Origin of the sequence: Limnohabitans sp. MMS-10A-192 (genome assembly GCF_003063335.1) — a bacterium.
Lineage (GTDB): Bacteria > Pseudomonadota > Gammaproteobacteria > Burkholderiales > Burkholderiaceae_C > Limnohabitans_A.
This window is the reverse complement of record NZ_NERX01000001.1, coordinates 959,360-983,952: the sequence shown is the minus strand read 5'-3', so window position 1 is coordinate 983,952 and position 24,593 is coordinate 959,360. Positions and strand designations below refer to the sequence as shown.

Annotated in this window: 23 protein-coding genes; 6 read left to right on the top strand and 17 right to left on the bottom strand. The window is 55.5% G+C overall.

Features of this window, described 5'->3' with window-relative positions; genetic code table 11:
- Window positions 1-42: 42 nt before the first annotated feature.
- The 5 genes from B9Z43_RS04795 to B9Z43_RS04775 all read right to left on the bottom strand — a co-directional run bounded on the left by B9Z43_RS04795 (window position 43) and on the right by B9Z43_RS04775 (window position 7,378).
- Window positions 43-1,128: a tyrosine-type recombinase/integrase gene (locus B9Z43_RS04795; protein WP_255417084.1), complete on the bottom strand. Its 1,086-nt coding sequence runs from the start codon at window positions 1,126-1,128 to the stop codon at window positions 43-45.
- 196 nt (window positions 1,129-1,324) lie between these two features.
- Window positions 1,325-4,240 carry a Tn3-like element IS1071 family transposase gene (locus tag B9Z43_RS04790; RefSeq protein ID WP_003049965.1) on the bottom strand — a complete coding sequence of 972 codons (2,916 nt, stop codon included), beginning with the start codon at window positions 4,238-4,240 and terminating at the stop codon, window positions 1,325-1,327.
- Between the two features lie 233 nt (window positions 4,241-4,473).
- Complete coding sequence (locus B9Z43_RS04785; RefSeq protein WP_108322939.1) at window positions 4,474-5,445, bottom strand: tripartite tricarboxylate transporter substrate binding protein; 972 nt, start codon at window positions 5,443-5,445, stop codon at window positions 4,474-4,476.
- A gap of 15 nt (window positions 5,446-5,460) precedes the next feature.
- On the bottom strand, window positions 5,461-6,465 hold the full coding sequence (locus B9Z43_RS04780; protein ID WP_108323302.1) for a tripartite tricarboxylate transporter substrate binding protein: 1,005 nt from the start codon (window positions 6,463-6,465) through the stop codon (window positions 5,461-5,463).
- Between the two features lie 145 nt (window positions 6,466-6,610).
- A complete protein-coding gene (locus B9Z43_RS04775; RefSeq protein ID WP_108322936.1) occupies window positions 6,611-7,378 on the bottom strand; it encodes an IclR family transcriptional regulator in 768 nt (255 codons plus the stop codon).
- Between the two features lie 111 nt (window positions 7,379-7,489).
- Here B9Z43_RS04775 and B9Z43_RS04770 point away from each other — a divergent pair, with 111 nt between their 5' ends.
- The 6 genes from B9Z43_RS04770 (at window position 7,490) to B9Z43_RS04745 (ending at window position 12,295) form a co-directional block, all read left to right on the top strand.
- Window positions 7,490-8,491 (top strand): 2Fe-2S iron-sulfur cluster binding domain-containing protein, encoded by a 1,002-nt coding sequence (locus B9Z43_RS04770; RefSeq protein WP_233250171.1) that lies wholly within the window; start codon window positions 7,490-7,492, stop codon window positions 8,489-8,491.
- Between the two features lie 21 nt (window positions 8,492-8,512).
- Window positions 8,513-9,880 carry an aromatic ring-hydroxylating dioxygenase subunit alpha gene (locus B9Z43_RS04765; RefSeq protein ID WP_108322933.1) on the top strand — a complete coding sequence of 456 codons (1,368 nt, stop codon included), beginning with the start codon at window positions 8,513-8,515 and terminating at the stop codon, window positions 9,878-9,880.
- A gap of 3 nt (window positions 9,881-9,883) precedes the next feature.
- A complete protein-coding gene (locus B9Z43_RS04760; protein ID WP_108322931.1) occupies window positions 9,884-10,672 on the top strand; it encodes an SDR family NAD(P)-dependent oxidoreductase in 789 nt (262 codons plus the stop codon).
- A gap of 15 nt (window positions 10,673-10,687) precedes the next feature.
- Window positions 10,688-11,278 carry a 3-phenylpropionate/cinnamic acid dioxygenase subunit beta gene (locus B9Z43_RS04755; RefSeq protein ID WP_108322929.1) on the top strand — a complete coding sequence of 197 codons (591 nt, stop codon included), beginning with the start codon at window positions 10,688-10,690 and terminating at the stop codon, window positions 11,276-11,278.
- An 8-nt stretch (window positions 11,279-11,286) separates the two neighbouring features.
- Window positions 11,287-11,478, top strand: a complete 192-nt coding sequence (locus B9Z43_RS04750; RefSeq protein WP_108322926.1) for a hypothetical protein — start codon at window positions 11,287-11,289, stop codon at window positions 11,476-11,478.
- A gap of 100 nt (window positions 11,479-11,578) precedes the next feature.
- Window positions 11,579-12,295 (top strand): class II aldolase/adducin family protein, encoded by a 717-nt coding sequence (locus B9Z43_RS04745; RefSeq protein WP_108322924.1) that lies wholly within the window; start codon window positions 11,579-11,581, stop codon window positions 12,293-12,295.
- Between the two features lie 426 nt (window positions 12,296-12,721).
- On the opposite strand, the gene B9Z43_RS04740 is transcribed toward B9Z43_RS04745, so the two are convergent.
- The 12 genes from B9Z43_RS04740 to B9Z43_RS04685 all read right to left on the bottom strand — a co-directional run bounded on the left by B9Z43_RS04740 (window position 12,722) and on the right by B9Z43_RS04685 (window position 24,520).
- Window positions 12,722-13,498 carry a DUF4116 domain-containing protein gene (locus tag B9Z43_RS04740; protein ID WP_108322923.1) on the bottom strand — a complete coding sequence of 259 codons (777 nt, stop codon included), beginning with the start codon at window positions 13,496-13,498 and terminating at the stop codon, window positions 12,722-12,724.
- Between the two features lie 37 nt (window positions 13,499-13,535).
- Window positions 13,536-14,603 carry an AAA family ATPase gene (locus B9Z43_RS04735; protein ID WP_108322922.1) on the bottom strand — a complete coding sequence of 356 codons (1,068 nt, stop codon included), beginning with the start codon at window positions 14,601-14,603 and terminating at the stop codon, window positions 13,536-13,538.
- A 297-nt stretch (window positions 14,604-14,900) separates the two neighbouring features.
- Window positions 14,901-15,881 carry an alpha/beta hydrolase fold domain-containing protein gene (locus B9Z43_RS04730; RefSeq protein ID WP_158270068.1) on the bottom strand — a complete coding sequence of 327 codons (981 nt, stop codon included), beginning with the start codon at window positions 15,879-15,881 and terminating at the stop codon, window positions 14,901-14,903.
- Window positions 15,882-15,926: 45 nt separating this feature from the next.
- Window positions 15,927-17,117: an ABC transporter substrate-binding protein gene (locus tag B9Z43_RS04725; protein ID WP_108322920.1), complete on the bottom strand. Its 1,191-nt coding sequence runs from the start codon at window positions 17,115-17,117 to the stop codon at window positions 15,927-15,929.
- A gap of 34 nt (window positions 17,118-17,151) precedes the next feature.
- Window positions 17,152-18,000, bottom strand: coding sequence for an SDR family NAD(P)-dependent oxidoreductase (locus tag B9Z43_RS04720; RefSeq protein ID WP_108322919.1), 849 nt, complete (start codon window positions 17,998-18,000; stop codon window positions 17,152-17,154).
- Entirely contained in the window at window positions 17,997-18,848 is an 852-nt protein-coding gene (locus B9Z43_RS04715) for an SDR family NAD(P)-dependent oxidoreductase (RefSeq protein ID WP_108322918.1), read from the bottom strand. The genes B9Z43_RS04720 and B9Z43_RS04715 overlap by 4 nt, the downstream gene beginning before the upstream one ends.
- Entirely contained in the window at window positions 18,845-19,564 is a 720-nt protein-coding gene (locus B9Z43_RS04710; protein WP_108323298.1) for an ABC transporter ATP-binding protein, read from the bottom strand. The genes B9Z43_RS04715 and B9Z43_RS04710 overlap by 4 nt, the downstream gene beginning before the upstream one ends.
- A 10-nt stretch (window positions 19,565-19,574) precedes the next feature.
- Window positions 19,575-20,330: an ABC transporter ATP-binding protein gene (locus B9Z43_RS04705; protein WP_108322917.1), complete on the bottom strand. Its 756-nt coding sequence runs from the start codon at window positions 20,328-20,330 to the stop codon at window positions 19,575-19,577.
- Window positions 20,327-21,175, bottom strand: a complete 849-nt coding sequence (locus B9Z43_RS04700; protein WP_108322916.1) for a branched-chain amino acid ABC transporter permease — start codon at window positions 21,173-21,175, stop codon at window positions 20,327-20,329. The genes B9Z43_RS04705 and B9Z43_RS04700 overlap by 4 nt, the downstream gene beginning before the upstream one ends.
- Entirely contained in the window at window positions 21,172-22,056 is an 885-nt protein-coding gene (locus B9Z43_RS04695; protein ID WP_108322915.1) for a branched-chain amino acid ABC transporter permease, read from the bottom strand. Before B9Z43_RS04695 ends, B9Z43_RS04700 begins: the two co-directional genes overlap by 4 nt.
- 36 nt (window positions 22,057-22,092) lie before the next feature.
- Window positions 22,093-22,551: a MarR family winged helix-turn-helix transcriptional regulator gene (locus B9Z43_RS04690; RefSeq protein WP_108322914.1), complete on the bottom strand. Its 459-nt coding sequence runs from the start codon at window positions 22,549-22,551 to the stop codon at window positions 22,093-22,095.
- A complete protein-coding gene (locus B9Z43_RS04685) occupies window positions 22,535-24,520 on the bottom strand; it encodes an NAD(P)/FAD-dependent oxidoreductase (RefSeq protein WP_108322913.1) in 1,986 nt (661 codons plus the stop codon). The genes B9Z43_RS04690 and B9Z43_RS04685 overlap by 17 nt, the downstream gene beginning before the upstream one ends.
- Window positions 24,521-24,593: the final 73 nt, after the last annotated feature.

The following is a 24,593-nucleotide window of genomic DNA, read 5'->3' as shown; positions in this document are numbered from 1 at the left end:
CGTGGTGTTCAATGATCTGTGGCGCAGCACATCGGCCACTTCCTAGAGTGATGAGCCCCCTGCAAGCAATCGGTTGGCCATGGTGTGACGCAGCAAATGCGACCGGGTGTAGGGCAGCCCTGCTCTGGCATAAGCTTGGCGGATGGTCTTGCGCACAAGATCGGGGCCAACGGGTTGGTCGAGAGGCGCCATGATGCGCATGAAGATGGCACGATTGGTGGTGCGGGGGCGCTCCTGCTTGAGGTACGCAGCGATGGCCTCCCCGGTGGTGGCCGGCAGCGGCAGCAAGTCTTCGCGGGCACCTTTGGTATGACGCAGCGTCAAGGTGCTTGCGCGCCAGTCAATATCGTCTAGGCTGAGGTGGGCAATCTCGCCGCTGCGAAGGCCAAGATCGAGCGCGCAGCGCACGATGGCATCAGCACGTCGCATGGATGGGCCGGGCCGCCCCAGTGCGTTGACCAACTGTGTGACTTCTTCGGTGGTCAACGTCTTGGGTAAGGCGGACTGCTTCCAATTGGCCGGGTAGGCCATAGCGCTGGTCAGACCGCCATGTACGTGGTCCCCGAGCGAGACGTGGTACCGGAAATACCCGCGCAGCGAAGCCACGACCGAGGCCAGGCTGGAGGGCTTGCTGTATCTGAGCGCCTCTTGGGCAAAAAACTGCCGGACCTGCTCTGGCGTTATGGTGCCAATGTTGATGGCGTCACTGCCAAAGCATTCCGTCAGCAGTCGCCCAATGATGCGAAGCGCCATGCTGCGGGTCTTTGGCACCAGGCCCCGCGCATGTTCCATGTACTCGTCGTAACGGCGTAGCTCCTCATCCACCGCCGTCGCACTGAGCGGCGTCGGTGCAATAGCGTCCAGAGACCGCAACACCTCCAGCAGGTGGCCAAGTGCGGCGCGGTGATCCGACCGGTCATGATGGCCCGGTGCAGCGCATTGGCAGTTCGGCAAGTGCTCGTCAAGAAATTCGGCGACGGATGTCTCGTTGACACTGTTCAAACGCAGCCGTTTGGTACGCGCCCATCGCGCGAAGTGCGCAACGTCAACCAGGTAGCTGGCTGAGGTATGCGCGGCATAGCCATGCTGCGCCAGGTACTGCCTGAACGCATCGAAGTACGGTTCGATCGGCCCCTTGACGGGGCAGTCGGCGTCAAGGTGAAGAGGGTGTTGAGTGATTCGGGGTCTCCTCGTTTTCAGTGCAATAAGTGACGGTACGAAAAGCTAGCACTGGCGCGGAGGTGGTGTTGGTAGATCGTTGATTTCATTGACTTTCCTGTTCACTTTCAAATCTGCGATTCGTGGCGTCAAACCGTGGTCGGTTTCATCCATTGGTGCCAGTTATCGATGCATTTGGCCGCGAAGGCAGGATTTGATCGGCATAACGATCCACCGGGAACCGAAACACACCCCGCAAGTTGATGCTCTCCAGCCTGGTGGGCGCAATCTTCCCGATCAGTTCCGGTGGAATGACCTGGCGGCGGTTCGACCAGCGATCCAGGACCGCCTGCATCTGTGAGGTATTCCACGCCATCACGATGTTGGCCATCAGGCTCAACGCATCGGCCACAGCCTGCATTTCATCGACACGTTTGGCCTGCGCCGGGCTGATCCGGCCGGTATAAATGGCGCGCTTGAGGGCGTTAACAGCCTCGCCCCGATTGAGCACCCGGCGCAACTCGTTCCTGAAAGCGTCCTTGACAAAGTAGTCAGCCAAAAACGCCGTACGCAGCAACCGCCCCAATTGCACGCCAGCCTCATAGATTGGATCGCCCTGGGCGGCAGAACCGAACCGCGCAAGAGCTGCCACCGCACTGGCATGTCCGCTCATGACCGAGGCTGCCAGGTGCACCAGACTATCCCAATGCTTTTCGATCAAAGCGACGTCGACATTGGCTTCGCACACCGCAGCGATTTCTGCGGGCACTTTGGTGCCGCGTGGCACAAAGAGGTGGCGCTGTTTGAGTTCCTTCAACCGCGGGCAAAGATCAAAACCAAGCAAACGGGCATGTGACATGGCAAAGTCGGTGTAGCCATGGGTATCCACAGCAAGCTGGCTGGTCTCCAGCTTTTCTTGGCGGATGACACCTTCAATGGCCACGCCCGCCTGGCGCTCATTGAGCACAAAGGGCTGCGCATGGAAGATGCCCCACCGGTCTTTTACATGGGAGTAGATTCCAATGGAAGGTGTGTTGCGCCGAGGATCAAGCCGGGCTTGCCACACCCGTTTGGTGGTCTCCATGCTCATCATGTCAGAAGATGCCAAATCGGACCGCCCCCAGGTGGCGGCAATCGGGTGTCGCTGCATGAATTCCAGCACAGCCTGGCAGGCCTGGCTCAGACGCCGTTCGTCCCGCGCCCAGCGCATGGCCTGGCGAATGCTGGTGGCAGACAATTGCGGAATCATGCGCGCGCATTCGACCGCAGTCAGACTGGTGCCGTGGGCCATGATGCCGGCATAGACCATCAGCAGCTCGTCGGTAGAGCGCGGCTCACGTCCGAGCATGATCCAGCTAAAGCGCACCTGGGCGTCAACGGCCAGAATCACTTCCGGCAATTGAACCTCACCGATGCGGTGATCCAAAGCCGCGCGCAGCTTGGTCACTTCTGGGTCTTCGTCCTCTGCGGGCAATGGCGACAAATGGAGTTCATCATCCACGCGCAGTACGCCACTGCGGGCTGCAGCGGCCACCGCATCGACACCGGCAGTTACTCTGGCCAGCAAAGGCTTCAAGAAAGTGGCAGCCTTGCTGGGTAACGATAGACGGGCATAGTGTTTCTTGGACTCTGCCTGCCAACGCTCGTCCGTGAAGAACAAGCGCGCACGACCCCGAAAGCTCAGGCTGTGCTCAATCCAGACCGAGCCATTGCGCACCGCGCGGCGCAGGGCAAACAGGGTGGCCACCTCCAACGCCTGAAACGCCCGTTCCCGGTCTGGGCTGGAGATCGAAACCTGCCAGATCATTCCCAGACTTGGTGCCACCACTTCAACTGGCAGCTTTCTGGATCCTTTGAGATATAAAGCTTGCAGCTTGGCAAGGTACTCGATGGCAGGATGCTCGCCGGTGGCCTGCCAGGGCAGCTTTGCAATGGCGACGAGCAACGACCGCACGGGGCGAATTCCATCAATCAATCCCTCGCGGACCAGGGAGGCCCTGCTCGGTGGTTTGCGTTTCTGGGTTTCGGTGATCAAGGCTTCAAGACGGGCACGCAACTCAGCATCTGGCACCGCACCTTGCGCGCTCAAGGCAACAAGTTCGCCGAGCAGCGTTTTGTACATTGCGGCCCAATTGACGGTAGCGGGGACATCGGCGGCAGCCTGACGCCACAGATCGGCGATCCGGCGCTGCACCATAAGGATCAACTGGTCTGTGGTGGTGAACAGGCAATACCGAAGAAAGCATGCGACCTCCACGGTGCGCGCTGGCTCTTTGATCTTGGCTCCGGCTGAGGGCGGCCTGGAGACAAGTCGGCGCGCGTAGCGGCGCAAGATGAGATCGGGGATGTCTGCCAGGTGCTTATGAACGTCCAGCGTGTAAAGCAGGTCGATGCGCTCCAGTACCTCGCTGATTTGGCGGGTTGAGTGTTTCGCCGGTGCAGCCCATAGCCAACTCTGCTGGGTTTGTCCATCTGGGCGCAGCTCTGAAACTGAGGCTCGCCAGCGATCAAGTGTTGCTGGATCAACGCTGGCGGCGATGGCGGTGCCTGTTTCAACTTCAAGCTGGGCAAGTGCCGCCGCAATCAGTGTCCGAATTGCCCGCTCGTGCACGATCACCAGCTTGTTCTTGTACAGCCATTGACGCGCCCGCACGAGTAGCTGATCGCGGTCGGCGCAGCGCGCCACTTCGTCGCGCAGTTCACGTACCAGTGAGCGGCGCTGGTGCTCGCTCATCCACTGGAATCCAAGGACCGTGCAGGCTACTTGTTGGTGATCGAATAGCGTGCGCCCGCGTTCATACATGGCTCTCAGCGAGGCGACTTCTGGTGCTGCAATGCCAAGCTCGTTGCCAAGGTGGCGCCACAAGGCTACTGGAATTACCCGAAAGGCACCGAGCAAACGCCCACTCATGCGCAGGAAACCAATATGGAGCGCCAGACCAAGCTTGTGGGAATCACCTCGGCGTGCATTGATTGCGTCGCGCTCGGCACCATCGAAGGTGAAAAATGCCTTCATCTCGAAGTCGCTGATATCGCGGGGGAGCCCACGCATCCCCAAAAACGTTGTGTGCCAACCCTGCATCGTGAACCTCAAAAGTGGGAGGCCACCATACCCGTTTACAAAGCGAACAGGAAAGTCAATGAAATCAACGGTCTACCCAGACCACCCCCGCGCCAGTGCTAGCTTTGCGTACCGTCACTTATTGCACTGAAAACGAGGAGACCCCGTCTTTTAAATTTAGTAGCTCATGTGTCAGCGCGTTGCCCTAGCGAGATCCATAGAAATTCACGGATACAGGATTGGGGAACATCAACTCACTTAGTGACCTGTTGTATCCGCGCGATCACAGAGCCCCACTTCTTGGTCTCGGATGCAATAAATTCCCCGAAGGCCTGCGGCTCTAGATAGGCTGGCTCGGCAGCTAGGCCCTGTATTTGGCTTTGAACGGTCGGGTTCGCCATGACCTTTTGAAGCGCGCCCGATAACCTGTTGCGGACCTCCACTGGCGTTTTGGCTGGTAAGAACAGCCCCATCCAGGCTGGTGCGGCGTAGCCAGCAATTCCTTCTTCTGCCAGTGTCGGCAGTTCAGGCGCGACCTTGCTGCGCTTAGCGCTGGTGAGACCCAGGGCCACCAGCTTGCCGGCCTTCACATGAGGGTAAACAGAGGTCAGGTCCACCATGGCGGCAGGCACCATGCCACCAAGTAAATCGGTCACGGCAGGCCCACTGCCCCGATAGGGGATAGGAACCAGGGGCACACCAGCCAGGTTGGACAGCAGTTCGCCCGAAAGGTGCTGTGATGTGTACTGGCCAGCAGTCCCGTAAGACAGACCACCCGGGGTATTGCGTGCAGCCTTGAGGAATGCCTGCAAGTTGCCGTAGCCGCTGCTACTGGAAGTCACAAATACCAACGGAATGTCCGCCAGCTTTGCCAGCGGCATCAGGTCTTGTTGGGGCTGCAAGGGTGGTGCATCAGGCAGATGCGGGTTGACTGCAATGGCGCCGGTGGCCCCCAACCCTATCGTGTAACCGTCTGCAGCCGACTTAGCAACGGCCATTAGGCCCAGTGCCCCACCCGCACCGGCCTTGTTTTCAACCACCACGGGTTGCCCCAGAAGCTGTGCCAGTTCCCGCCCGACGATTCGCGCTATGCCATCAGCCGACGCGCCGGGGGCGAAAGGAACGATGAGTGTGATTGGCTTGGCGGGGTACGACTGCGCCGAAGCTGCACTGGCCAACACAAGTGCCGCAACTGTAACGAAGATGTGAGAAATCAATCTATGCATGGTGTTTCAACGTTCTTATTCGGGTTTGATATTGGCGGCTTTGGCCACGGCGGACCAACGGGAGATGTCAGCCGCAATGCGCTTTGTCAATGCTGATGCGTCAGTGTCACCGGGGTCCAGGCCCAGCACCTGCATTTTCTCGATGGTCTCCTTTTCCTTAAGGATCTCAGCGACAGTGAGTCGCAACCTGGTCAATACAGGTTCCGGAGTGCCTTTTGGAGCCATCAGCGCAGTCCAGATGGGCGCGTCGTATCCGGCAAATCCGGATTCCGCGATGGTGGGAACGTCGGGAAGTGCGTCCGAGCGTTTTGCTGTGGTCACAGCCAGTGCCTTGAGTTTGCCGGCCTTGACCTGGGTGATGACGGCCGGGCTATCGAGCACGCCCACCTGAATTTCGCCGCCGAGCAATCCCGCCACAACTGGGCCGGAGCCCTTATAGGGAATATGGTTGAACTTCACTCCCGCAATGGCCGTCAGCGTTTCGGCAACCAGTACAAACGAGGTCGTGGGTGTTCCATGGTCCAGCTTGCCATCTTTCGACGTTTTGGAATACTGGACCAGATCAGCAAAGTTCTTCACCGGCAGCGTGACCGGCACCGTCACGACCAGTGGAAATGAACCGAGTAACGCAATCGGTTCGAAATCTTTCACCGGGTCGTACGGTAGGTTCTTCATGAGCACCGGGTTGGTGGTGAGGCCGCCACTGGAAGACACCAGCAGCGTGTAGCCGTCAGCTTTAGCCTTGGCTACAGCGTCATTGCCAATAGAGGAGTTCGCTCCCGCCTTGTTCTCGACCACGAAGCTTTGCTTGAGCTTTTCCTGAAGCTTCACAGCAAACAGCCGGGCCAGTATGTCATTGGTGCCTCCGGGGGCAAACCCGACCACGATGCGAACGGGGCGGTCAGGGTAGGTTTGAGCCTGGGCAGACGATAAGAAACCGAAGGACCCGCAAGCAATGGCAATACAAGCAGCAATCGAATGAGTTAGACGCCGTGTGGCCCCACAGAAGAAGTTATACATGTCAGATGTCTCCAAAATTTGACTGAATCCATTCGATCCGCCATTTGTCCAAAAGGCGGATAAGAAGTCCATTTTATGGACATTTTTTGATTCAAGTCAAATTTATCGTACACAAGGTCCGCCTGTCGGACAAATGATCTAACTGCTACGGACTAGTAAGGCTTGCAAATCCCAAGCCTTCGGACAATTTAACGGACTCCGTAACCAACAGTGCCGCAGTTTCTTTGAGCCGTGCTGCATTCAGGCGCACTTCTGGTCCAAAAACACCAATCGAGCCTGCCACCTGACCTGAGCTGTCGAAAAATGGGACAGCCACCGCAACCGCTCCCGAAATCAGCTCACTTTGGCTGGTGGAATAGCCTCGCGCACGGGTCATTGCCAATTCAGCCTGAAGCTTTTCGAAATCGACGTCGGTGTCCTTCAGGAAGGCGCGAAGTTCGTCAGGCGTTGGATTCGCGAAAGCCAGGATGGCACGCCCCGTTGCGCCCAAAACGATTCGCTCAGTGTAGCCAACCCCTCGCTTGAAATTGAGAGGCTGAGGACTCGGCATCTCGGCCAAACACAGGCGTTTGTTGCCTTGCACAACAAACAGCGCCACTGTCTCCTGGGTCTCATCCCAAAGTCGTTTCATCATTGGCGCGGCCACAGACTTCAGGTCCAGCGTGCCCTTCCAGACATGCGCTAGTCGAGCAACGGCTGGACCCAGCCGGAAGCGCTGCGGCTCGCCACAGGAAACCAAAAAGCCATGCTCTTCAAGGGTGTAAATCAAGCGGTACATCGTGGGCCGGGAAAGATCGACCCGTTTGAGCAGTTCGCTGGCCGACAACTCTGGCGCATCTTCACTAAAGGCCAACAAGATCTCTAGGGCGCGCCCGACGGCCCGCACATTGTCATTTTTCTCCGCCGCTGCCATTCGAACTCCTTCAAAAGTATTGCGCGCATTGTCCACCATCCGGACAACTTGACAACCATCAAATTAAGTCCATATAATGGATACATAGTCCACCAATCGGACAATCTTTAAATGATGCTGCCATCCACTGTTCCTGTAACGCTGCTGTTTGCCGACGGGGTCTCGCAACGCCTGACCGTACCGATCGGGACAATGCTCATTGAAGCTGCGACCGGGGCAGGGCTCACTCTGTTGACAGATTGCGCCAATGGCAAGTGTGGTACCTGCACTGCACAGCTTGTTTCCGGATCAGTCGACCTGGAAGACTTCGACAGCGCCGTGCTGACGGATGCCGACCGGGCTGGAGGCGCAGTGCTGCCTTGCGTTTGCCGCGTGACGGCGGCATGCGCTATGGAGTTCCCGTATGACTCCTCGGAGGCCATGAGCGAGGAACCTCCACCCCTGCCCGCTACCGTTACCGCAGTAGAACAAGTCGCCACCGAAATCATGCGCCTTGAATTGCAGGTGTCTGATGACGTGATCTTCGAACCGGGGCAATACGTGCGCATTCGACCTGTGGGTTCAAAAATCTCTCGTTCGTATTCAATGGCCAATGTACCTGGCGTCAATCGACTTGAATTTTTTATCCGCCTGGTTCCGGGCGGTGAGTTCTCGCAATGGCTTGGCGCTGCGAGGGCCGGGGATCTTCTCGAGTTGAGCACACCGCACGGTAGCTTTTTCCTGCGCGACGAAGATCGCCCCAGGCTCTTTGTCGCTGGTGGAACCGGCATCGCGCCGTTTCTCTCCATGCTGCGCGCCATGGCGTCTCAACCGCCGAAACAACGCACCACCTTGCTCATTGGAGCGCGGACTCCGGGGCATCTGCTCGCAATGAAAGAACTCTCTGAACTGCGAGCAAAAATTACCGGTCTTGCTATCGAGGTGGCCATTGAACAAGGCGCAGAGACCGGTTGCCATACGGGTTACGCAACAGACTTGATTCACTCATTGGACCTGGACTCTGCCACCCGTGTCTACCTTTGCGGTCCACCCCCAATGGTTGAAGCAGGGCGTAAGGCTGCAGAGTCTGCTGGCCTCAAGCGGGCTGATGTCCTGTGCGAGCGCTTCACCTGATTTTCCGAAGAAGAAAGAACCATGATCCCCATCACTACCGATTCCCGCTACAACGCTTTGATCAACCTGCGCGAAGGAAAGATCGGGCGCGAAATTTTTTCCGACCGTGAGATTTACCAAGAAGAGTTGGAGAAGGTCTTCACTCGCGCTTGGCTTTTTGTGGGCCATGAAAGTCAGATCCCCAACCCCGGCGACTTCTTCAGCTCGCGCATGGGCGCTGAATCAGTGATTCTGGCGCGCGACAAAAAGAAGAAGGTTCACGTCTTCCTCAACTCGTGCCGCCACCGTGGCATGAAGGTCTGCCAGTACGACCACGGCAACACGCAGCTGTTTACCTGCCCGTACCACAGCTGGAGTTACACCACAGATGGCAAGTTGTTCGGGGTACCTCAGTTCAAGAACCTGTACGAGGGTTGCCTTGACAAGGACGAATGGTCGCTGATTGAGGTGCCAAAGATGGAAGTCTACAAGGGCACAGTATGGGCCAGCTGGGATCCTAACGCCCCTGATTTCATGACCTACCTGGGCGACGCTAAGGCCCACCTTGACTTGGCATTGGACTGCCGCGACGGACGTGAAGGCGGCTCCGAGGTGCTGTTTGGTGTACACAAGTGGGTGATCCCCTGCAACTGGAAGTTTGCGGCAGAAAACTTCCTCGGCGACACTTACCATAACGTCAGCCACCGCTCGGTGGACCTGATCGGCATTGGCCCAAGCGCCGAGGCCGGTGAAAAGGGCCGGCGTGACAATGAGCTTGAGAAGGCTCAGCACGTCTGGGCTAATTTTCCCGCCGGACATGGCGTGCACAGCGCTTTGATGCCTGAAACTTGGGAGTTTCTCGACACCTACAAAAACAACCCCATCGTGGCGGGCTACTTTCGCCATTGTCATGAAGAGCGTAAAAACCGTCTCGGCGCCGAACGCAATCGGCTTGTCCCCTTTGTGGGCACCATCTACCCCAATGTCTCATTCCATGGCAACCAGCCGCGCAACCTGTGCGTGTGGCACCCGCACGGCCCAGAATCGACAGAAGCCTGGCGCTTCTTCCTGGTGGACGCCGACGCACCGCAAGAAGTGAAAGACTTTCTGCGCACCTACTACATGCGCTACTCCGGCCCTGCAGGTATGACCGAGCAGGATGACATGGAAAACTGGAACTACGCCACGGCAGGAAGCCGCGGCGTGATTGCCAAACGATACCCCTACAACTACCAACAGTCGCTAGGCAAGGTTCAGACCAACGGCCCTGTGCCTGGCAATGTGAGCCTGCAGGTCAGTGAAGAGAACCCACGGCAGTTCTACCGCCGTTGGCGCGACTACATGAACAGCGCCGACTGGGACACCTTGCTGGGACGCAACGATAAGGAGCCGGCAAGTTTTGCCGGATAAGCCATGAGCGTCATCATCGTCACAGGTGGTACTTTTGGACTAGGCCAGTCGATCGTGGTGGATCTGGCTCAGCGCGGTCACCAGGTGGTCGCGTTCGGACTTGCCCAAGCCCAGATTTCTAGCACTGCGCAAGGCTTGGATTCCCTGCAAGCTGCACTTCTACAGGCCGGCTGTAGTGCTGACGTTCTGGAGGCTGATGTGTCCAGCGCCGCAGATGTACAACGCGTTGTGGACCACACCGTGGCCCGTTACGGCACCGTTCACGGCCTAGTGAACAACGCTGCCATTGGTCCTCTGGGTACCGTACTTACAACCGACGAAGCCACCTTTGAACGCATCTTTGATGTGAACGTCAAAGGAACCTACCTCGCTTCGCGCGCCGTGCTGCCGTACATGGTTCGCGGTGGCGGTGGCTCCATCGTCAACATTGGTTCTGGCGCCGGTTATGGCAAGTCTAATATGGCCGCGTACAGTGCCAGTAAAGGCGCCATCGTGGCACTCAGCATGGCCATGGCCTATGACCATTTCCACGATAAGGTGCGCGTGAATGTAGCCATCCCTGGCGGCGGCGGTATCGTTTCGGGCATGAGTGTCGGACGCACCGGTGGGGACGCCGACGCCTTTCGGCGTCGGCCAGCACAAGGTACGGCCGATGGTCGACCCGCCACCGGCCAAGATCTGGCCAACGCTGTTGCCTTTCTTTTGTCGGCTGAAGCAGCAACCATTTCCGGCACCATCATTGATGTCGGCTGCTTCTCCCATCAGGGTGGCCCCGTTCCGCCCAAACCTTGACCCCCAGGAGCGAATATGTCCGATACCCTCGAAGCCACGGCCCCGACCGAAAGCGTCGCGCGCCGCCTACCCCGTGATGCGCATTACTTCGAAGTCAAGCGCGAGATTGAGGAATTCCTCTACGACGAGGCCAACCTGCTGGACGAGCGTCGCTTTAAGGAATGGCTGGCCACGTTGGCTGAGGACCTGCGTTACTTCATGCCCATGGAATTCAACGTGAAGTTCGGTGAGCAGGCCCAAAGCGAACTGACGAAGCGTGAAGAGCACATGAGCTGGTTCAACGAAGGCAAGTGGACTCTGACCAAGCGTGCAGAACAAATCCTGACAGGGGTGCACTGGGCCGAGGAACCGCTGTCGCGAGTGTGCAGATTGGTGACAAATGTGCAACTCTCGGCCATCGAGGCCAATGCGGCCGGCGAAATGGAAGTCAATGTCTCAAGCCGCTTTATGATTTACCAGAACCGCTGCGAATATGAGCAGTACTATTTTGTTGGCGACCGCATGGACCGAATTCGCAGGACTACAGCCGGTTGGCAGCTGGCCAGTCGCGAAATCCGGTTGCACCAAAATGTATTGTTGTCCAAGAACCTTTCCATATTTTTCTAGGAAGTGCCATGTTGAATTTGATGGAAGTGCAACCAGGACAAGTGATTCAGCTCAAGGATGGCACCACAGCGGAGGTGGTGGAGAATATCGGAGATGGCATTTGGCTCAAGGCCCGAAACGCTTCTGGCGACGAAGACCTGGTGTTCTGCGAAGACATTGCTGGACTGTTAGAGAGTTGTGATGGTGGTGATGACGCCTAGCGACCAAAACTCGCCGGCACTTGAATGCGTTTATTCCCACCCGGATGAAGCGACGCTCGCTGTCAATGGTCTCTCGTCATTTTGTTTATAAGAAATTGCGATGCAAACAGATATCGAACGGCGGGCCGACCTGGCCGCTTGCTACCGGCTTTTTGATTGGCTCGGCTGGACAGAGCTGATCTTCAACCACATCACGGTACGGGTGCCAACTCCGTCAGACCAAAAACCCGAATATCTCATCAACCAGTTCGGGCTGCACTATGCCGAGGTACGTCCCGACAATCTGGTGCGTATCGACATTGACGGCAATACGCTTGATGGATCCGAGGCAAAGATCAATCGAGCAGGCTTTGTGATTCATAGTGCCATCCACGCAGCGCGTGATGACGCTCATTGCATCATGCATGTGCACACGACTGCAGGCTGCGCTGTTGCCTGTAAGGAAGAAGGCCTGCGCCACGATAATTTCTACAGCGCCATGCTATTTAACGACGTGGCGTACCACGACTACGAAGGCGTCACCACCAATCTGGACGAGCAACCCAGGCTAGTCGCGTCCCTGGCAAAGCGAAACCATCTCGTCTTGCGCAATCATGGGCTGCTGGTGGTTGGGCCAGATATTCCCACGGCCTTCAACAGGCTTTGGACTATGCAACGGGCTTGCGAAATCCAGCTGGCCAGCGACGCCGGTCGCGGCCCAAACCGCGTCATCCCTGAGAACATACTGCGTACCGTCCCGGAATCACGCGTTGCGAGCAGTAGCGAAGTGCACAGATTGATCTTCGACTCCATGCTGCGGCGCGCCGGCATCGCCTGATCTATGTGAACTTTTATGGCCGCTTTCGCCTTCTCGATGGAGCTAATAGAAAGCCTGCGAGAGTCAGCTAAGGGCCGAAGCACTGGTTGATGCAACAACCGCATCGTCCGCTTATGGCCGAAAGCGGAGGTTCGTTGAGGCCTCCGCGACAGGCAGCAACCGCTGCAATTCAGACCTTCATCTCAGCGATGTCGCCTGTAAGCTGAAAGCGAAATCTCATGCAGTCTTACTTCGTAACTGCTTAGGCTGTGCGATTGACCTTGCCGGATGCGATGCCCAGGCTACTCTAATTGCAGCTGCCCGGCATGGGGGTAAGACGTGCATTTGGTTGATCGAATCATAATTTCTGAACATCCAATCGACGAAAGATCTCCACGATGCTGCGTATCAGTGCATTGTTCGGTTTGCGTAATCATTTAGAGATAGCTATCTCAACTGCAGGGAGCAATCAAGCAGATCTCTTACCAATGGTTCTGGAAACGATCCTGCATTGAGCGATGCTACGGTGTGCACAAAAGCAATCAGCTGCGACTTGAGAGGTGGAGACCAATGCTGCAATGTATAAAACTGACTCATGAAAGGCAGCAGCTGATTGCACTCGGACGCTTTCTTCATTGCTTCAACAAAAACTACTGGCGTTTGCCATGCAAGGTCGACGAATTTGATGGCCATCGGGTTCTGGTGCACAGCCGCAATGCAAATGTCGATTGAGTCCTGAATGACAAATTCTAGGAGCATTCCATCTCTATTGACCACACTGAGACACCTTGCATGCGTCTTTTCCTCAGAGCTCAGATGTTCAATGGCAAAGGGTGAATGGTTCAGCGCAACATCAATGACGCCATCGCGCTGAGGAGAATCAATTAACTGAATAAGAGTTCCATCCAGTTTCAGTGCTGCTGCATAGACGTCTTGCTCAAAGAGCATGTTTATTTCCCACGCTTCAGACAGAATTTTTTCAGGTTCCTTTTGCATTGCAGCAACAAAAATTTCTTGAGATATCTCAATCTCGCCTTTGGACCAAATGTCCAAGATCGACATTGGATTTTCGAGAACAGCAATCATTAGAGAAGCTTGTTCTGCGAATTCTGGATCAACGTATTCAAGTGCTTGATGGTTTTCGGTGACGGCTGCAAAGCACATCTGAAGTGTCTGTTGCGGGACGTGTTGGAGCTCACTGGGGGTTTTTTTGATGAGTACCAACCATTCGTCATTGTTCAGGTGTTCACCAAGGATGCGTTTACGCTTGGGCCTCCACCACGCCGACCTTTTCGTAGCTGATCATTTTTTCGCCAAGACTTTCAGCGAGACCAACAACCTTTTCGCTGGCAAACACCTTGAGTCGCTCACCGAGCGTCGATGCCTCGCCAGTCAGCTTTTCAGCCCCTCCACGGTGCTTTTCAGCCGCATCCAATAGCAACCCAGCGACACGGCTCATCAACCCGCCATCGCTCTTGTAAACGGATTCAGTCTTGTGGTCGAAGGTGTAGCGGTTCGTGCCAAAGTTCAAATCAAAGCTTTTGGCCTCAAGGTGCTTGACCTCAATGCGCGGAGCTGCAGGGTCCCGGCCCTGGCCGGCCGTTTGCAACTTGTACTTGAGCGCCTCGATCTCCATGGAGAGATCTTTGGTCGCGTTGTTCCGGTCTGCAAAAAAGCCAGCAATCGTGTTGCTCTTGATACCGCTGCTGGCTTGCAATTCCTCTGCGGCGGAAGACGTTGTGGCCACGCCTTGGATATTCCAGCCCTTGCGTTCGGCCACCTCTCTCACAAACTCCAATGCGGCCGTCTTGCCCGTCCCCGCGTCGCCCTGAATCGCCTGAAACTTATCTTGGTGCATCAAGGTGTTTTTCGCAGCATTGACCTGCTCGCCGGACAACTTGAAATCGATCCCCAGTGCCTGAGACTTCTTGGTCTCAAACTCAGACAACATTTGGTCGAATTCAGAGCTGCTCGACAAGACAGCCTGCCCCTTGCCGAATCCCTCAACAATCGTCGAGACCAGTTCTTTTTCAGCGTTCAGTGCCTTTTGAGTAGTCAACCAGGTAGCACCCGAGGGCATGCCGTCTCGACCCAAAATCATGTGACCTTCGCGGTGATCTTCGATGGCGGCCTTCACATCCTCGATCACGCTTTTACCCATCAATGCAGCGGTTTTCTCAAGGTTGGCAACAGTAAATGCTTGTTCACGCTCAGCCAAATGTTCAATGGCCTCTGAGACGGCAAGGCTGGCCAATCTTTTATCTTCGGCCTTGAGCGCCTGCGGATCGAGGGTGACTTCAGGGCCGATCCGACCTGAAGACAGAGCCAAGGCTTGGCGCTAGGTGCGCATCTTTTCTCAAGACCTACCTGGCAGGAAGATGGTGGACCATTGCTTCTGTTCAGTAATGAGTTCGCGCATTCCTATGCGGAGGATGGGCAGGTATGCACGGCCAAGAACTCCCTCTCAATTTAAAAGCTGTGTCGCGGACGCCGTTGGAGGCTGAATCAAGCCTTGGGTCACTAGAGCGGTATTCGAACCAAATCCTGCCTTTGCCCGGTCTCAGCGAGAGTCGTTTTTGCCTCGCGCCTCACAGTCTCATGATCAGATCGCTTGCTTGGCTGGCTGCTACAAGCTCACCTTCGGTGCTTGAACGCGCAGCGGAAGACGTTCTGAAAGAAACATGGCGACATCCGATACACACATCGCTGCGCAGGGAACTTCACGGCTAAAGCCAAAAAACAAATGGGCCATACCTGGGTAAATCCTGAAAAAGTTCAAATTCCCTACATGCGCCAAGCGTGCTGCCATTAAGGCAGAGGCATCCAGAAACACATCGAGTTCTGCCGCGGCAATAAATGTTGGAGGGAACATGTCACAACTCGCTAGTGACGGAATTGCTCTTGGATCATTGCGAGAATCTAAGTCGGGAACGTAAGCGGCAAGCATGGGTTCGATGGCGCTTTTAGGTGGGTACAGCTTGCCACCTCCATACGTGTTCATTGACGCTGTTGCGGTGTCAAAGCTAAACGCTCCGACGATTCCCACTGCAGCTCGCAGCCAAGACTGCGGCCCCAGGTGAATTGTGGTTCCAAAGCTGAGGCAAGCGCCCGCAGACACACCTCCAAGAGCAATTCGCTCTTGATCGAGATTCCAAGAAGCGCCGAAGGTGTGTATCCACTGAAGCAATGCGCTTGCTTCTAGGACAGGTTCTGGGAAAACATGTTCTGGTGTGTGCAGGTAATCGGCGCTGATTACCACGCCTCCCCAGGCGGCGGCGATCTCCCGCATCTGTCTGTCGTTTGCTCGGGGGTTTCCGATCTTGAACCCACCCCCATGAAAAAAAACAAAAACGGGCGCAGGTTCGACAGATTCATACGCACGGTAGAGAACTACGGGTACATCGCGTGTCGGCCCGGGGATCAGCCGTTCACTGACCTCGAAAATCTCTGGTCCACCCTCGTTCCAATAGTTGCGGGCCAGAGCAGCTTTTTGGCGAATTTCGTCAATACCGGGGCCGAGATCGCCAATTTTTCGATCGATTTCAGCAGCTTTGTCAAAAGCAGCGAGAAGATGTGGATCCACGGAGAATTCATTACTGTTATCCATGGGTGTCCACATCCTTCACTTTCACTCAGTCATGGTTGGTCGAGTTCACTTACCCAAGTACTTCCATACCTTTGCATCAACATCCGCAGCCAAGACAGTGGTGGGAATGTGCGCATCACCGGTGTCACGGAAGGTGTACCTATGTGCGCCGCTGAATCCCTTCAGTTTGGTGAACTCTCCACGGATTGCCTCACGAGCCTTTATCGGGTCGGTGGTGCCGTCTAGTTGCAAACGGCGTGCGATGTCAGCAAACAACATTACGCCATCGTAGGAGACGCCCCAGTTTGCAACGTTGAAGGGTTGACCCACTGATGCATCTGCACGTTTCATCGCGCGCTCAACCATTGCCTTGTAGACCGCTGGGTCGGAACCTGCCGGACCTGCGTCGTTGGTGGAAAAGCCGATGACATGCCAGTTGCGACCGACATCGCCAACGTGATTGATAAAAGGACCTGTCCACAGGATGCTGGTGTTAAGCACCGGCGCCGCCACCCCTTGCGTCTTGAGGTCCTTGGCAATCAGCATCGCTTGCGCCGGAAATGCGGCGGCAAAAATGGCATCGGGGTTGCGGCTTTTGATTTGAATCGCTGCAGCTGAAAAATCCGTTGCACGTGATGAGAACTCGACCGTTTCCAGCACTTCAAGACCATTTTGTTTGGCCAGTGCAGCGTAAGCATCCGCGCTAGCCTTGCTAGAGGCTTCACGGACATCTGCCATGATTACGACTTTCTTGGTCTTAGGGAATGCTTTCAGGAATTCTTTAACGCCCTCAGGCATCAGCGTATCGTCCGCCGGCTGAAGTCGTATGGTCCATGGGCGCACCGTGATCCCAGGTTTGACGGCATTGACGCTGATGGCTGGCATCTGGATGCGGTTGGCCAGTGGACTGACTGTTTCCCACTGAGTCCCAGTCATGGGGCCTAGGACCCCAAAATACCCCTCACCTGCAAATTTGCGGAAGAGAAGCACTGCTTGGCCCGGATCTGTTGAGGAATCTTGAATATCAAGCTGAAGTGGGCTGCCATTGATGCCCCCCTTGGCGTTGATATCTTCTACCGCAAGTTTCATCACTAATTCTTGAGCCTTGCCGTATGAAGCAAGTGGCCCCGTCAATGGGGTTATCAGCCCCAATTTGATCGGTGGCTTTTGTCCCTGCGCGTTAGCGCCAAGTGGTGCTAAAGCTAATGCCAGAGCCGAAACGGCGCCAGCCAGAATCACTCGTTTTCCATTTTTCATCGTTGTCTCCTTCTTTGGTTGCTGGGGTGGGAAATCAGTTGTTGATGTGGGTCGCCGAGTATTCGGCCGCCCGTGAAAGCGCTTCTTCAATTCGGCGGTGACGTGTTTCAATGGTCACTTTGGCCGCCGCGTCGGTCAGAATGTAGAACTCCTCGTCCTCGATGGCGCGCCAGATCCGCTGTGCTACGTAGGCAGGAGGCACACCGACACGGGCGATTGCCTCGCGCAAAAAATCCTGCTGAGGACGCTCAGTCGCCCCTCCCAGGCGGTCAGGACGAGTGCTTGCATTCGATAAGTTGGTCGCCACTGCGCCTGGACACAGGACAGCCACCCGCACTTGAGTCGACTTCAATTCGTTTTCAAGCGCCTCACTCATTGCTACGACCGCAAATTTGGTCATGGAGTACGCGCCAGTCAGCCAATTTGGGTTGACCTGAAGTCCACCGATTGACGCGGTATTCAAAAACAATGCTCGCTCACCGTGACGAATCATCCGTGGAAGGATGTGATGAATCGCATGGACGACACTTTGAATGTTGACCTCATTAACCCAGCGCCAATCGGGCAATTTCATTTCATGCATCTTTTCGCCGTGCATGGCAACGCCAGCATTGTTGAAGCACAGATGTACGCGGCCGAAGGTGTTCTCGGCAAACAATCCAAGCGCCTCGACCATGTCGGGATCTGACACATCGCAGACTTTGTGTGCAACATTAAGTCCCTCATCCTTGAGGCGAGACGCAGCTTCAGCCAACGGCTTAGTTTGTATGTCCGACATTACAACGTTCATGCCCTTGCGCGCTAAAAGTTCAGCGGTGGCAGCGCCGATTCCGGATGCAGCACCTGTAACGATGGCAGTTTTCTTGTTCCAGTAATGCTTCATGACAAAGAGTTCGTAGATGGGTTGGAGACTGGTGTTCCAAGCAGGACACCGCCATCAGCAGGGAAGAGGCCACCTGTTAGGTAACTTCCCGCATCCGATGCGAGCAGCAAGGCGAGACCTTGAATTTCGTGTGGCTCACCCAAACGCCCAAGTGGAATGCGGCGCACAAGGCCAGCCTCTACATCAGGGTCATGGAGGCAACCATTTGCGATTCCCGTGCGCACGTAGCCGGGGGCGATCCCATTGACGCGGATACCGAAGGGAGCCAGTTCAAGGGCTGACTGATGCACGAGTTGGATAACTGCTGCCTTTGCAGCCGCGTATGCGTAAGAGACAAACGATTCGGCCTGCATTCCGGCAACTGAGGCTGTTATGACGATGCTGCCTCGCCGAGCCTGCTTCATGGCGGGAATCACAGCCTTCATGGAATGCAATACCCCCAATAGATTGATCTGAAGCACTTGGTTCCAGTGATCAGCGTCCTGATCTTGTAGACGCCCTAGTGTTGCGCCCATCGCAGTGCCGAAGCCTGGACCTCCACTGACGCCGGCGTTTGCGAACACTCCATCGACTGTTCCACGCTTGAATGTGAATTCGTCAACCGCAGCTTGGATTGCGCTTGCATCACTAACGTCCAGCACACATAGGGTTGCGGCCTTACCAAGCGTTGCTGCAGTTTCTTTTAATTTGTCTTCGTCCCGATCGAGTAAAAGTAAATTGGCGCCGTTCGCCGCCAACGTTTGAGCAATTGCTAGTCCTAGGCCGCTTGCGGCTCCCGTCACTACAAAGGCCCGTCCACCCACATCAAAAAGACGGGCAGCTTGTGCTGTTGACGACACGTTATTCATTCTTGGCCCATGTAGCTGGCCATTACGCGCGGATCCGAAGCCAGCTCTTTTGCCGGTCCCTGCAGCGTGATTTCGCCATGGCTTAGAACCATGGCGCGATGAGCAAGCTCCAAAGCTTTTGATACGTTTTGCTCGACTATCAAAATAGAGACTCCCGCATTGCGTATTTCTGCCAATGCCTTGAAGACTTCTTGGGTAAACAAGGGTGACAGGCCCATTGATGGCTCGTCGAGCAACAGCAAACGAGGCCTGTTGATGATGGCGCGCGCGACAGAAAGCATTTGTTGCTCACCGCCCGACAGGTTGCCTGCCAGTTGTTCGCTGCGTTCCGCAAGTCTTGGAAAGCGCGCATACACGTTTTGCAGCGCCTTCTCCAGTGGCTCCTCGGTTGGTCTGATTTCCCAGGCCAATTGAAGGTTCTCTCTCACGCGCATCGTCTGAAGCGTTCCTCGCCCCTCGGGAACGTGGAGCATGCCAGCTCTCGCTAATTGGTGTGCCTTTGCTTTCCCGACTTGAATGCCGTCAAAAGTCGCGCTTCCTCCGGATAGAGGAAGGATTCCGGACAACGCACGCATCAGGCTCGTTTTACCGGCACCGTTTGCCCCGACGACAGCAACAGTCTCGCCTTCTTTTACCTCAAGAGAAACGCCCCGAAGTGCCCGAATCGGTCCGTAACTTGCGGACAAATTACTGACTGAAAGAATTGTGGTTTGCATGGCCTTTTCCTTACTCATCTGAGCCGAGGTAGGCCTTAAGGACTTCGGGGTGACTCAGCACCTCACCGGGTGTCCCCTCCGCAATTTTTTTGCCATAGTCCATCGCGACCAGTCGATCTGACAATTTGCGAATCAGGTTCATGTCGTGCTCAACGAGAAGGATGGCGTCGACCTGCTGTCTGATTTGCTGAATATCTGTAATCAATTGCTCCGTCTCAGATTCGTTCATGCCAGCAGCTGGTTCATCGAGAAGCAGTAAACGTGGGCGACCAGCAAGTGCCCGAGCTATCTCAAGTCGTCTCGCATCGCCATATGACAGGGATGAAGCCAGATTATTTGCTTTCCCAGACAGCTGCAGAAGTTCCAGCAAGTTCATCGCATCTTGTTGCTCGGCCTTGTTCGATCCGGAGCGAAAGAGTGAACGTAACAGGTGAGTCGCATTTCCTTTTTGCGCTACGAGTACGTTTTCCAAGACCGACATCCGTTTGAAGAGACGTATGTTCTGGAACGTGCGTCCAACACCAAGCCGCCCGATCCGATGCATCGGGAAGGATGTGATTTCCTCACCGTTTAGTGCGATGTGGCCTGACGTAGCTCTGTAAAACCCCGTGACCGTGTTTATCAAGGCCGTTTTTCCAGCGCCGTTGGGGCCGACGACACCCAACACCTCTCCGTGGCTTACGTGTAAATCGAGTCCATCGAGGGCGCGTACGCCGCCGAAGTACTTGCACAGACTCTCTACTCTTAGGACATTGCTATTTTTCATGGCTTGTCGGCTAAGTTGGCTAAGCGCTGGTCTACTTTCCAGCGACTACTTAGGGTGCGGAAAGAGAGGAGACCTTGGGGTCTGAAAAGCAGCATGAGTAAGATGGCCAGTCCGAAAACAGTTGGCCGCCACTCTGCCAAGACCCGGAAATACTCGGGAAGCAGTGTCATCACGGTCGCGCCGATCAATGCTCCCCACATGTTGTTTACGCCCCCCAAGACCACATACAACACTACGTATACAGAAAGCAGAATGTCGAAGCTTTCTGGTCGCACAAAACTCATGTAGTGACCGAACAGCGAACCAGCCGTAGCAGCAATAAAGGCACCCGAGGCAAATCCGATCATGCGCACGACAGGTACGTTGATGCCTAGCGAGGCAGCCACACGATCATCTTCGCGTACAGCATCGAAAGTTCGCTGAAGGGGGCTTCGTGAAAGAAGCAAGAGCGCTGCTCCAACGAGCGCAACAGCCACCAGCACTGTCACGTGTGTTGCGCCTTGCATGCCGCCAAACCCGGCTACGCCGCCTACGTACTTAAAGTTTTCTAGCAACACACGGCCGCAAAACGTTATACCGATCGTCACCAAAATGAGGTACACCCCACGCAAGCGAAGCGCAGGCCATCCGACAACTGCTGCGACAACCGATGCGAATGCCGATGCCATTAGCGTCGCCGGCACGAGTGACCAGCCAAAGTTCACGGTGAGTACGCCTGCCGTATAGCAGCCGACCGCCATAAACATGCCTTGAGCAAAAGAAAGGCTGCCAGTCATCAGCACAACGTACACGCTCCAAGCTAAAAGTACGTTTATTCCAGCAAAGAACAGGTGATCGGCGATCATGCGCGCTGCTCCTGAGCGTGTATACCGCCGCCAAATAAGCCATGCGGACGGAAAATCAGCACCGCTATAAGTGCTACCCACGCCGTCATCTCTACCAACCGGCCCAGTCCGAGTTGGAACATCAGAGCCTCAAGCACTCCGATTAGCAGACCCCCTACTAAGGCTCCACGCAGATCACCCATGCCTCCGATCGCCATGATGGCCAGGGATTTGAGTCCAAAAGTGAGTCCAATATCTGAACTCGCGGCACCACCGCGCAATGCGACAAGTAAGCCGCCGACTGCTGCGAGCGCCGATGAGACGAAGAAGACAGTTTGGGTGACCCTACGAACGTTGATGCCAAGGAGGGATGCTGAAACGCTGGATTCAGCGAGCGCTCGGATCTGCCGTCCCATACGGCTTTTTTGCAGTAACAGATGCAGCATGGCCATCAGCAGAAAGGCCACTGCCAGAATGACAATTTGCAAATTCAGTACGGTCGCACCGAAAATAGAGTGGCCTGTTTGAAGCCATTGACTTTGCGTAGTCAATCGCACTGGTTCCGCTCCCCAGCCTTTATGAACCAGGTCTGTAATGATCAGGCCCAGGGCCATCGATGCCAGCGCGGCTGTGATCTTTCCCTCATTTGTCTGGAATCGGCGAAAGGCAATGAACTCGGTGGCAAGTCCCAGTAGCCCACCGACCAGAAAGATGACGAGAAGCGCAAGATGCCAGGGCATGTAGTTCGCCGTCAACACTGCGACAAAGCCGCCGACCATGAAAACTTCAGAGTGGGCAAAGTTCAGTTTGTCCAAAGTTCCGATGACCAGCGAGAAACCGATGGCGACAAGGGCATACATTGCCCCTGTCACGATCCCGTTAAGTAATTGACCAACCAACATAGAGATGCCCTCCAGTGATTACCATTCGTTCGCCATTCATTCGTGCCGATCAAGGACACGAAGCATTAAGCTCATCAACATTCGTCGCTCAGCCGATGAAAGTGGCTCCATCAGCCACTGCTGTGTATCTAGTACTACGACATTGGCTTTTTTCAGCAGCGCATCTCCTTGCTTTGTCACGTTCAGGAGTCGAACTCTTCGATCGTTGGGTGAGGCCTTTCGCTCAAGCAGTCCGCGCGACTCAAGTCGATCCAGTACGCCAGCAATCGTCGATGTGTCGATAAAGATTTCTTTCGATAAGGCTGTCTGGTCAAGTCCTGGCCGTTGCTGTGTCGTCAGCAACGCCGACCACTGGATTGGTGTGAGGCCGAGATCTCCCATCTCGCCGGTGAATCGTGCCACTGCGAATTGATGTAGCCGACGAAAGAGCGCACCTGGAAGTTCCTCAAGAAGAATGGGGCGTGCTGCGGCAGTCTTTTTAGCCGAGGTACTCATAGTCCTCCGGCTTGAACTTCGCGGTTATGTTCCAGTAATCAAGCAGCCCGAAAGGCCATGTCTGAGAAGCGCGACCGTTTTGGTTTTTGTACCAGCTGGTGGTTCGTGCTGCACCCCAAGCCCGCTTGAGGTTTCCTGCATCGACCCAAACGTTATACGAGGCGTACGGATCCTCTCGGCAATCGAGTGCCTTATGGCCAGACGCCAGCAGGTCCCGAATCGCACGCATCGTGTATTCGATCTGACATTCAGATGAAAAGATGGCACTGCCGTTGATAACGACTGCAGTGTTAGGGCCGCCCAGCATGAACAGGTTGGGAAAGCCTGGAATCGTGATGCCAAGGTATGCGCGGCAGTCACCTGCCCAACAATCCTGATGCAGATCTTTTGACTTTCGACCAGTTACTTTCATCGGCGCGAGGAAGTCGGACGCTTTGAAACCAGTGGCAAAAATAATCACATCAAATTCGTGCAGCACTCCATCCTTGGTTTGAATACCCTCGGGCACGATTCGCTCAATGCCTGTAGTGTTCAGCTCTACGTTGGGCTTCTTAAGCATGGCTGCCCATACGCCGTTGTCTCGCAGCATGCGTTTCCCCGCCGGCGGGTAGTTGGGCGTCATCTTTTCCAACAGGTCCGGGCGGTCGTGGTATTGCTTAGCAAGCCATTCCAAACAACCTTGGCGCAAGGCCTCATTTTTTCTTCCGACAGAAATTGGGTGATTCCAGTCGTCTTCCACCTCTGTCAACGGAAGGCGACCCTCCACTGCAATCCAAAATTGCCAAAATCTAAACCATCGACCGTAGTACGGCACGTGCTTTAGCAGCCACTGCATTCCCGCAGGGATGTCGTCGTGATAGGTCGGCGTTGGAAGCATCCACGGTGGGTTTCGCTGGAAAACTTTTAGCTCTCCTACTTCCCCTGCGATTGATGGACCTATTTGGAAGGCGCTTGCTCCCGTGCCGACAAGGGCGACGCGCTTTCCGGTGAGATCAACATCATTGGCCCATGCTGCGGAGTGAACCTTCCGACCTTGGAAAGTGTCTAGGCCCGGGATATCGGCAAAGCTCGGACGGTTGAGGATGCCCACGGCAGTGATGACTGCGTTGAATTCTTCTTGGCTTACTTCCCCTGTACGGTCGCGCACTGTGAGCGTCCAGATGCCGCGCTGCTCATCAAAGCGCATCGCGTCAACTTCACAGCCGAAGCGAATATGGCGTTTCATGCCTGCACTCGCAGCCACTTCTTTGAGGTACCCCAGTATTTCTGGCTGCCGCGAGAACTGCTGCGGCCAGTCTGACTTCTGTGCGAAGGATAGGCTGTAGGCAAAGTTGGGGGTATCGAGGCGACAGCCGGGATACCGGTTTTCCCACCAGACGCCTCCGACCTCCTCGTTTTTCTCGTAAACGGTGAAGTTCAGATCTGCCTGCTGAAGCCGGTGGGCAGCAGCTATGCCGGAGACGCCAGCACCGATCACGGCGACCCGGAAATTCGTCTGCGGCGCTATTTGGTCCAGGGTCCAGCCTGGTGAGCCGAGATCTTGCGATACGCCTAGCTCGTGCTCGAGGAGCGATCGATATTCTTCAAGGTCGCCGCGAATCAGGTACTTAACGCAGGCGTCTAGCAATGCGGGGGGTGGCTTGCCTTCAAAAGCGTTTGGCTCGTCACGGTATTTAATCAGTGCCGCAACTGCTAGTCGCCTTGCTTTGGTCTGTGCCTCTTTGCTCATACCCCCTTGGGGGGCAATTGCAGTGATCATTGGAGGTGTCGGTGGCTTCAGGTCTTCGGAGATCAAGGAGGTATCGCCCGTGATCATGGCTAGAGCTGCCATCAGTGCTGGGAGATCCGCTTCTTCTACGGCTTTTCTGATGAAGTCGTCCGAGGCATCGATCTTTTCAAACCGACTGAACTGCTCCATGACGTTGCTACTGTCGGCCGTCTTGAGGGGGGGCGTTGCAGGATGATTCATTGTGCAGGGCAATAAAATTTTTGTATGTACTCAAACCATTCGTATTCGTACGATTAGAAAAATTTTATTGCCT

Bases quoted from the DNA above. Each gene is read 5' to 3' on its own strand.
- B9Z43_RS04765 (WP_108322933.1), top strand. From the start codon at position 8,513: ATGATCCCCATCACTACCGATTCCCGCTACAACGCTTTGATCAACCTG.
- B9Z43_RS04770 (WP_233250171.1), top strand. From the start codon at position 7,490: ATGATGCTGCCATCCACTGTTCCTGTAACGCTGCTGTTTGCCGACGGG.
- B9Z43_RS04700 (WP_108322916.1), bottom strand. From the start codon at position 21,175: ATGATCGCCGATCACCTGTTCTTTGCTGGAATAAACGTACTTTTAGCT.
- B9Z43_RS04785 (WP_108322939.1), bottom strand. From the start codon at position 5,445: ATGCATAGATTGATTTCTCACATCTTCGTTACAGTTGCGGCACTTGTG.
- B9Z43_RS04695 (WP_108322915.1), bottom strand. From the start codon at position 22,056: ATGTTGGTTGGTCAATTACTTAACGGGATCGTGACAGGGGCAATGTAT.
- B9Z43_RS04730 (WP_158270068.1), bottom strand. From the start codon at position 15,881: ATGGATAACAGTAATGAATTCTCCGTGGATCCACATCTTCTCGCTGCT.
- B9Z43_RS04790 (WP_003049965.1), bottom strand. From the start codon at position 4,240: ATGCAGGGTTGGCACACAACGTTTTTGGGGATGCGTGGGCTCCCCCGC.
- B9Z43_RS04720 (WP_108322919.1), bottom strand. From the start codon at position 18,000: ATGAAGCATTACTGGAACAAGAAAACTGCCATCGTTACAGGTGCTGCA.
- B9Z43_RS04690 (WP_108322914.1), bottom strand. From the start codon at position 22,551: ATGAGTACCTCGGCTAAAAAGACTGCCGCAGCACGCCCCATTCTTCTT.
- B9Z43_RS04775 (WP_108322936.1), bottom strand. From the start codon at position 7,378: ATGGCAGCGGCGGAGAAAAATGACAATGTGCGGGCCGTCGGGCGCGCC.
- B9Z43_RS04780 (WP_108323302.1), bottom strand. From the start codon at position 6,465: ATGTATAACTTCTTCTGTGGGGCCACACGGCGTCTAACTCATTCGATT.
- B9Z43_RS04715 (WP_108322918.1), bottom strand. From the start codon at position 18,848: ATGAATAACGTGTCGTCAACAGCACAAGCTGCCCGTCTTTTTGATGTG.
- B9Z43_RS04725 (WP_108322920.1), bottom strand. From the start codon at position 17,117: ATGAAAAATGGAAAACGAGTGATTCTGGCTGGCGCCGTTTCGGCTCTG.
- B9Z43_RS04750 (WP_108322926.1), top strand. From the start codon at position 11,287: ATGTTGAATTTGATGGAAGTGCAACCAGGACAAGTGATTCAGCTCAAG.
- B9Z43_RS04710 (WP_108323298.1), bottom strand. From the start codon at position 19,564: ATGCAAACCACAATTCTTTCAGTCAGTAATTTGTCCGCAAGTTACGGA.
- B9Z43_RS04760 (WP_108322931.1), top strand. From the start codon at position 9,884: ATGAGCGTCATCATCGTCACAGGTGGTACTTTTGGACTAGGCCAGTCG.
- B9Z43_RS04705 (WP_108322917.1), bottom strand. From the start codon at position 20,330: ATGAAAAATAGCAATGTCCTAAGAGTAGAGAGTCTGTGCAAGTACTTC.
- B9Z43_RS04755 (WP_108322929.1), top strand. From the start codon at position 10,688: ATGTCCGATACCCTCGAAGCCACGGCCCCGACCGAAAGCGTCGCGCGC.
- B9Z43_RS04745 (WP_108322924.1), top strand. From the start codon at position 11,579: ATGCAAACAGATATCGAACGGCGGGCCGACCTGGCCGCTTGCTACCGG.
- B9Z43_RS04685 (WP_108322913.1), bottom strand. From the start codon at position 24,520: ATGAATCATCCTGCAACGCCCCCCCTCAAGACGGCCGACAGTAGCAAC.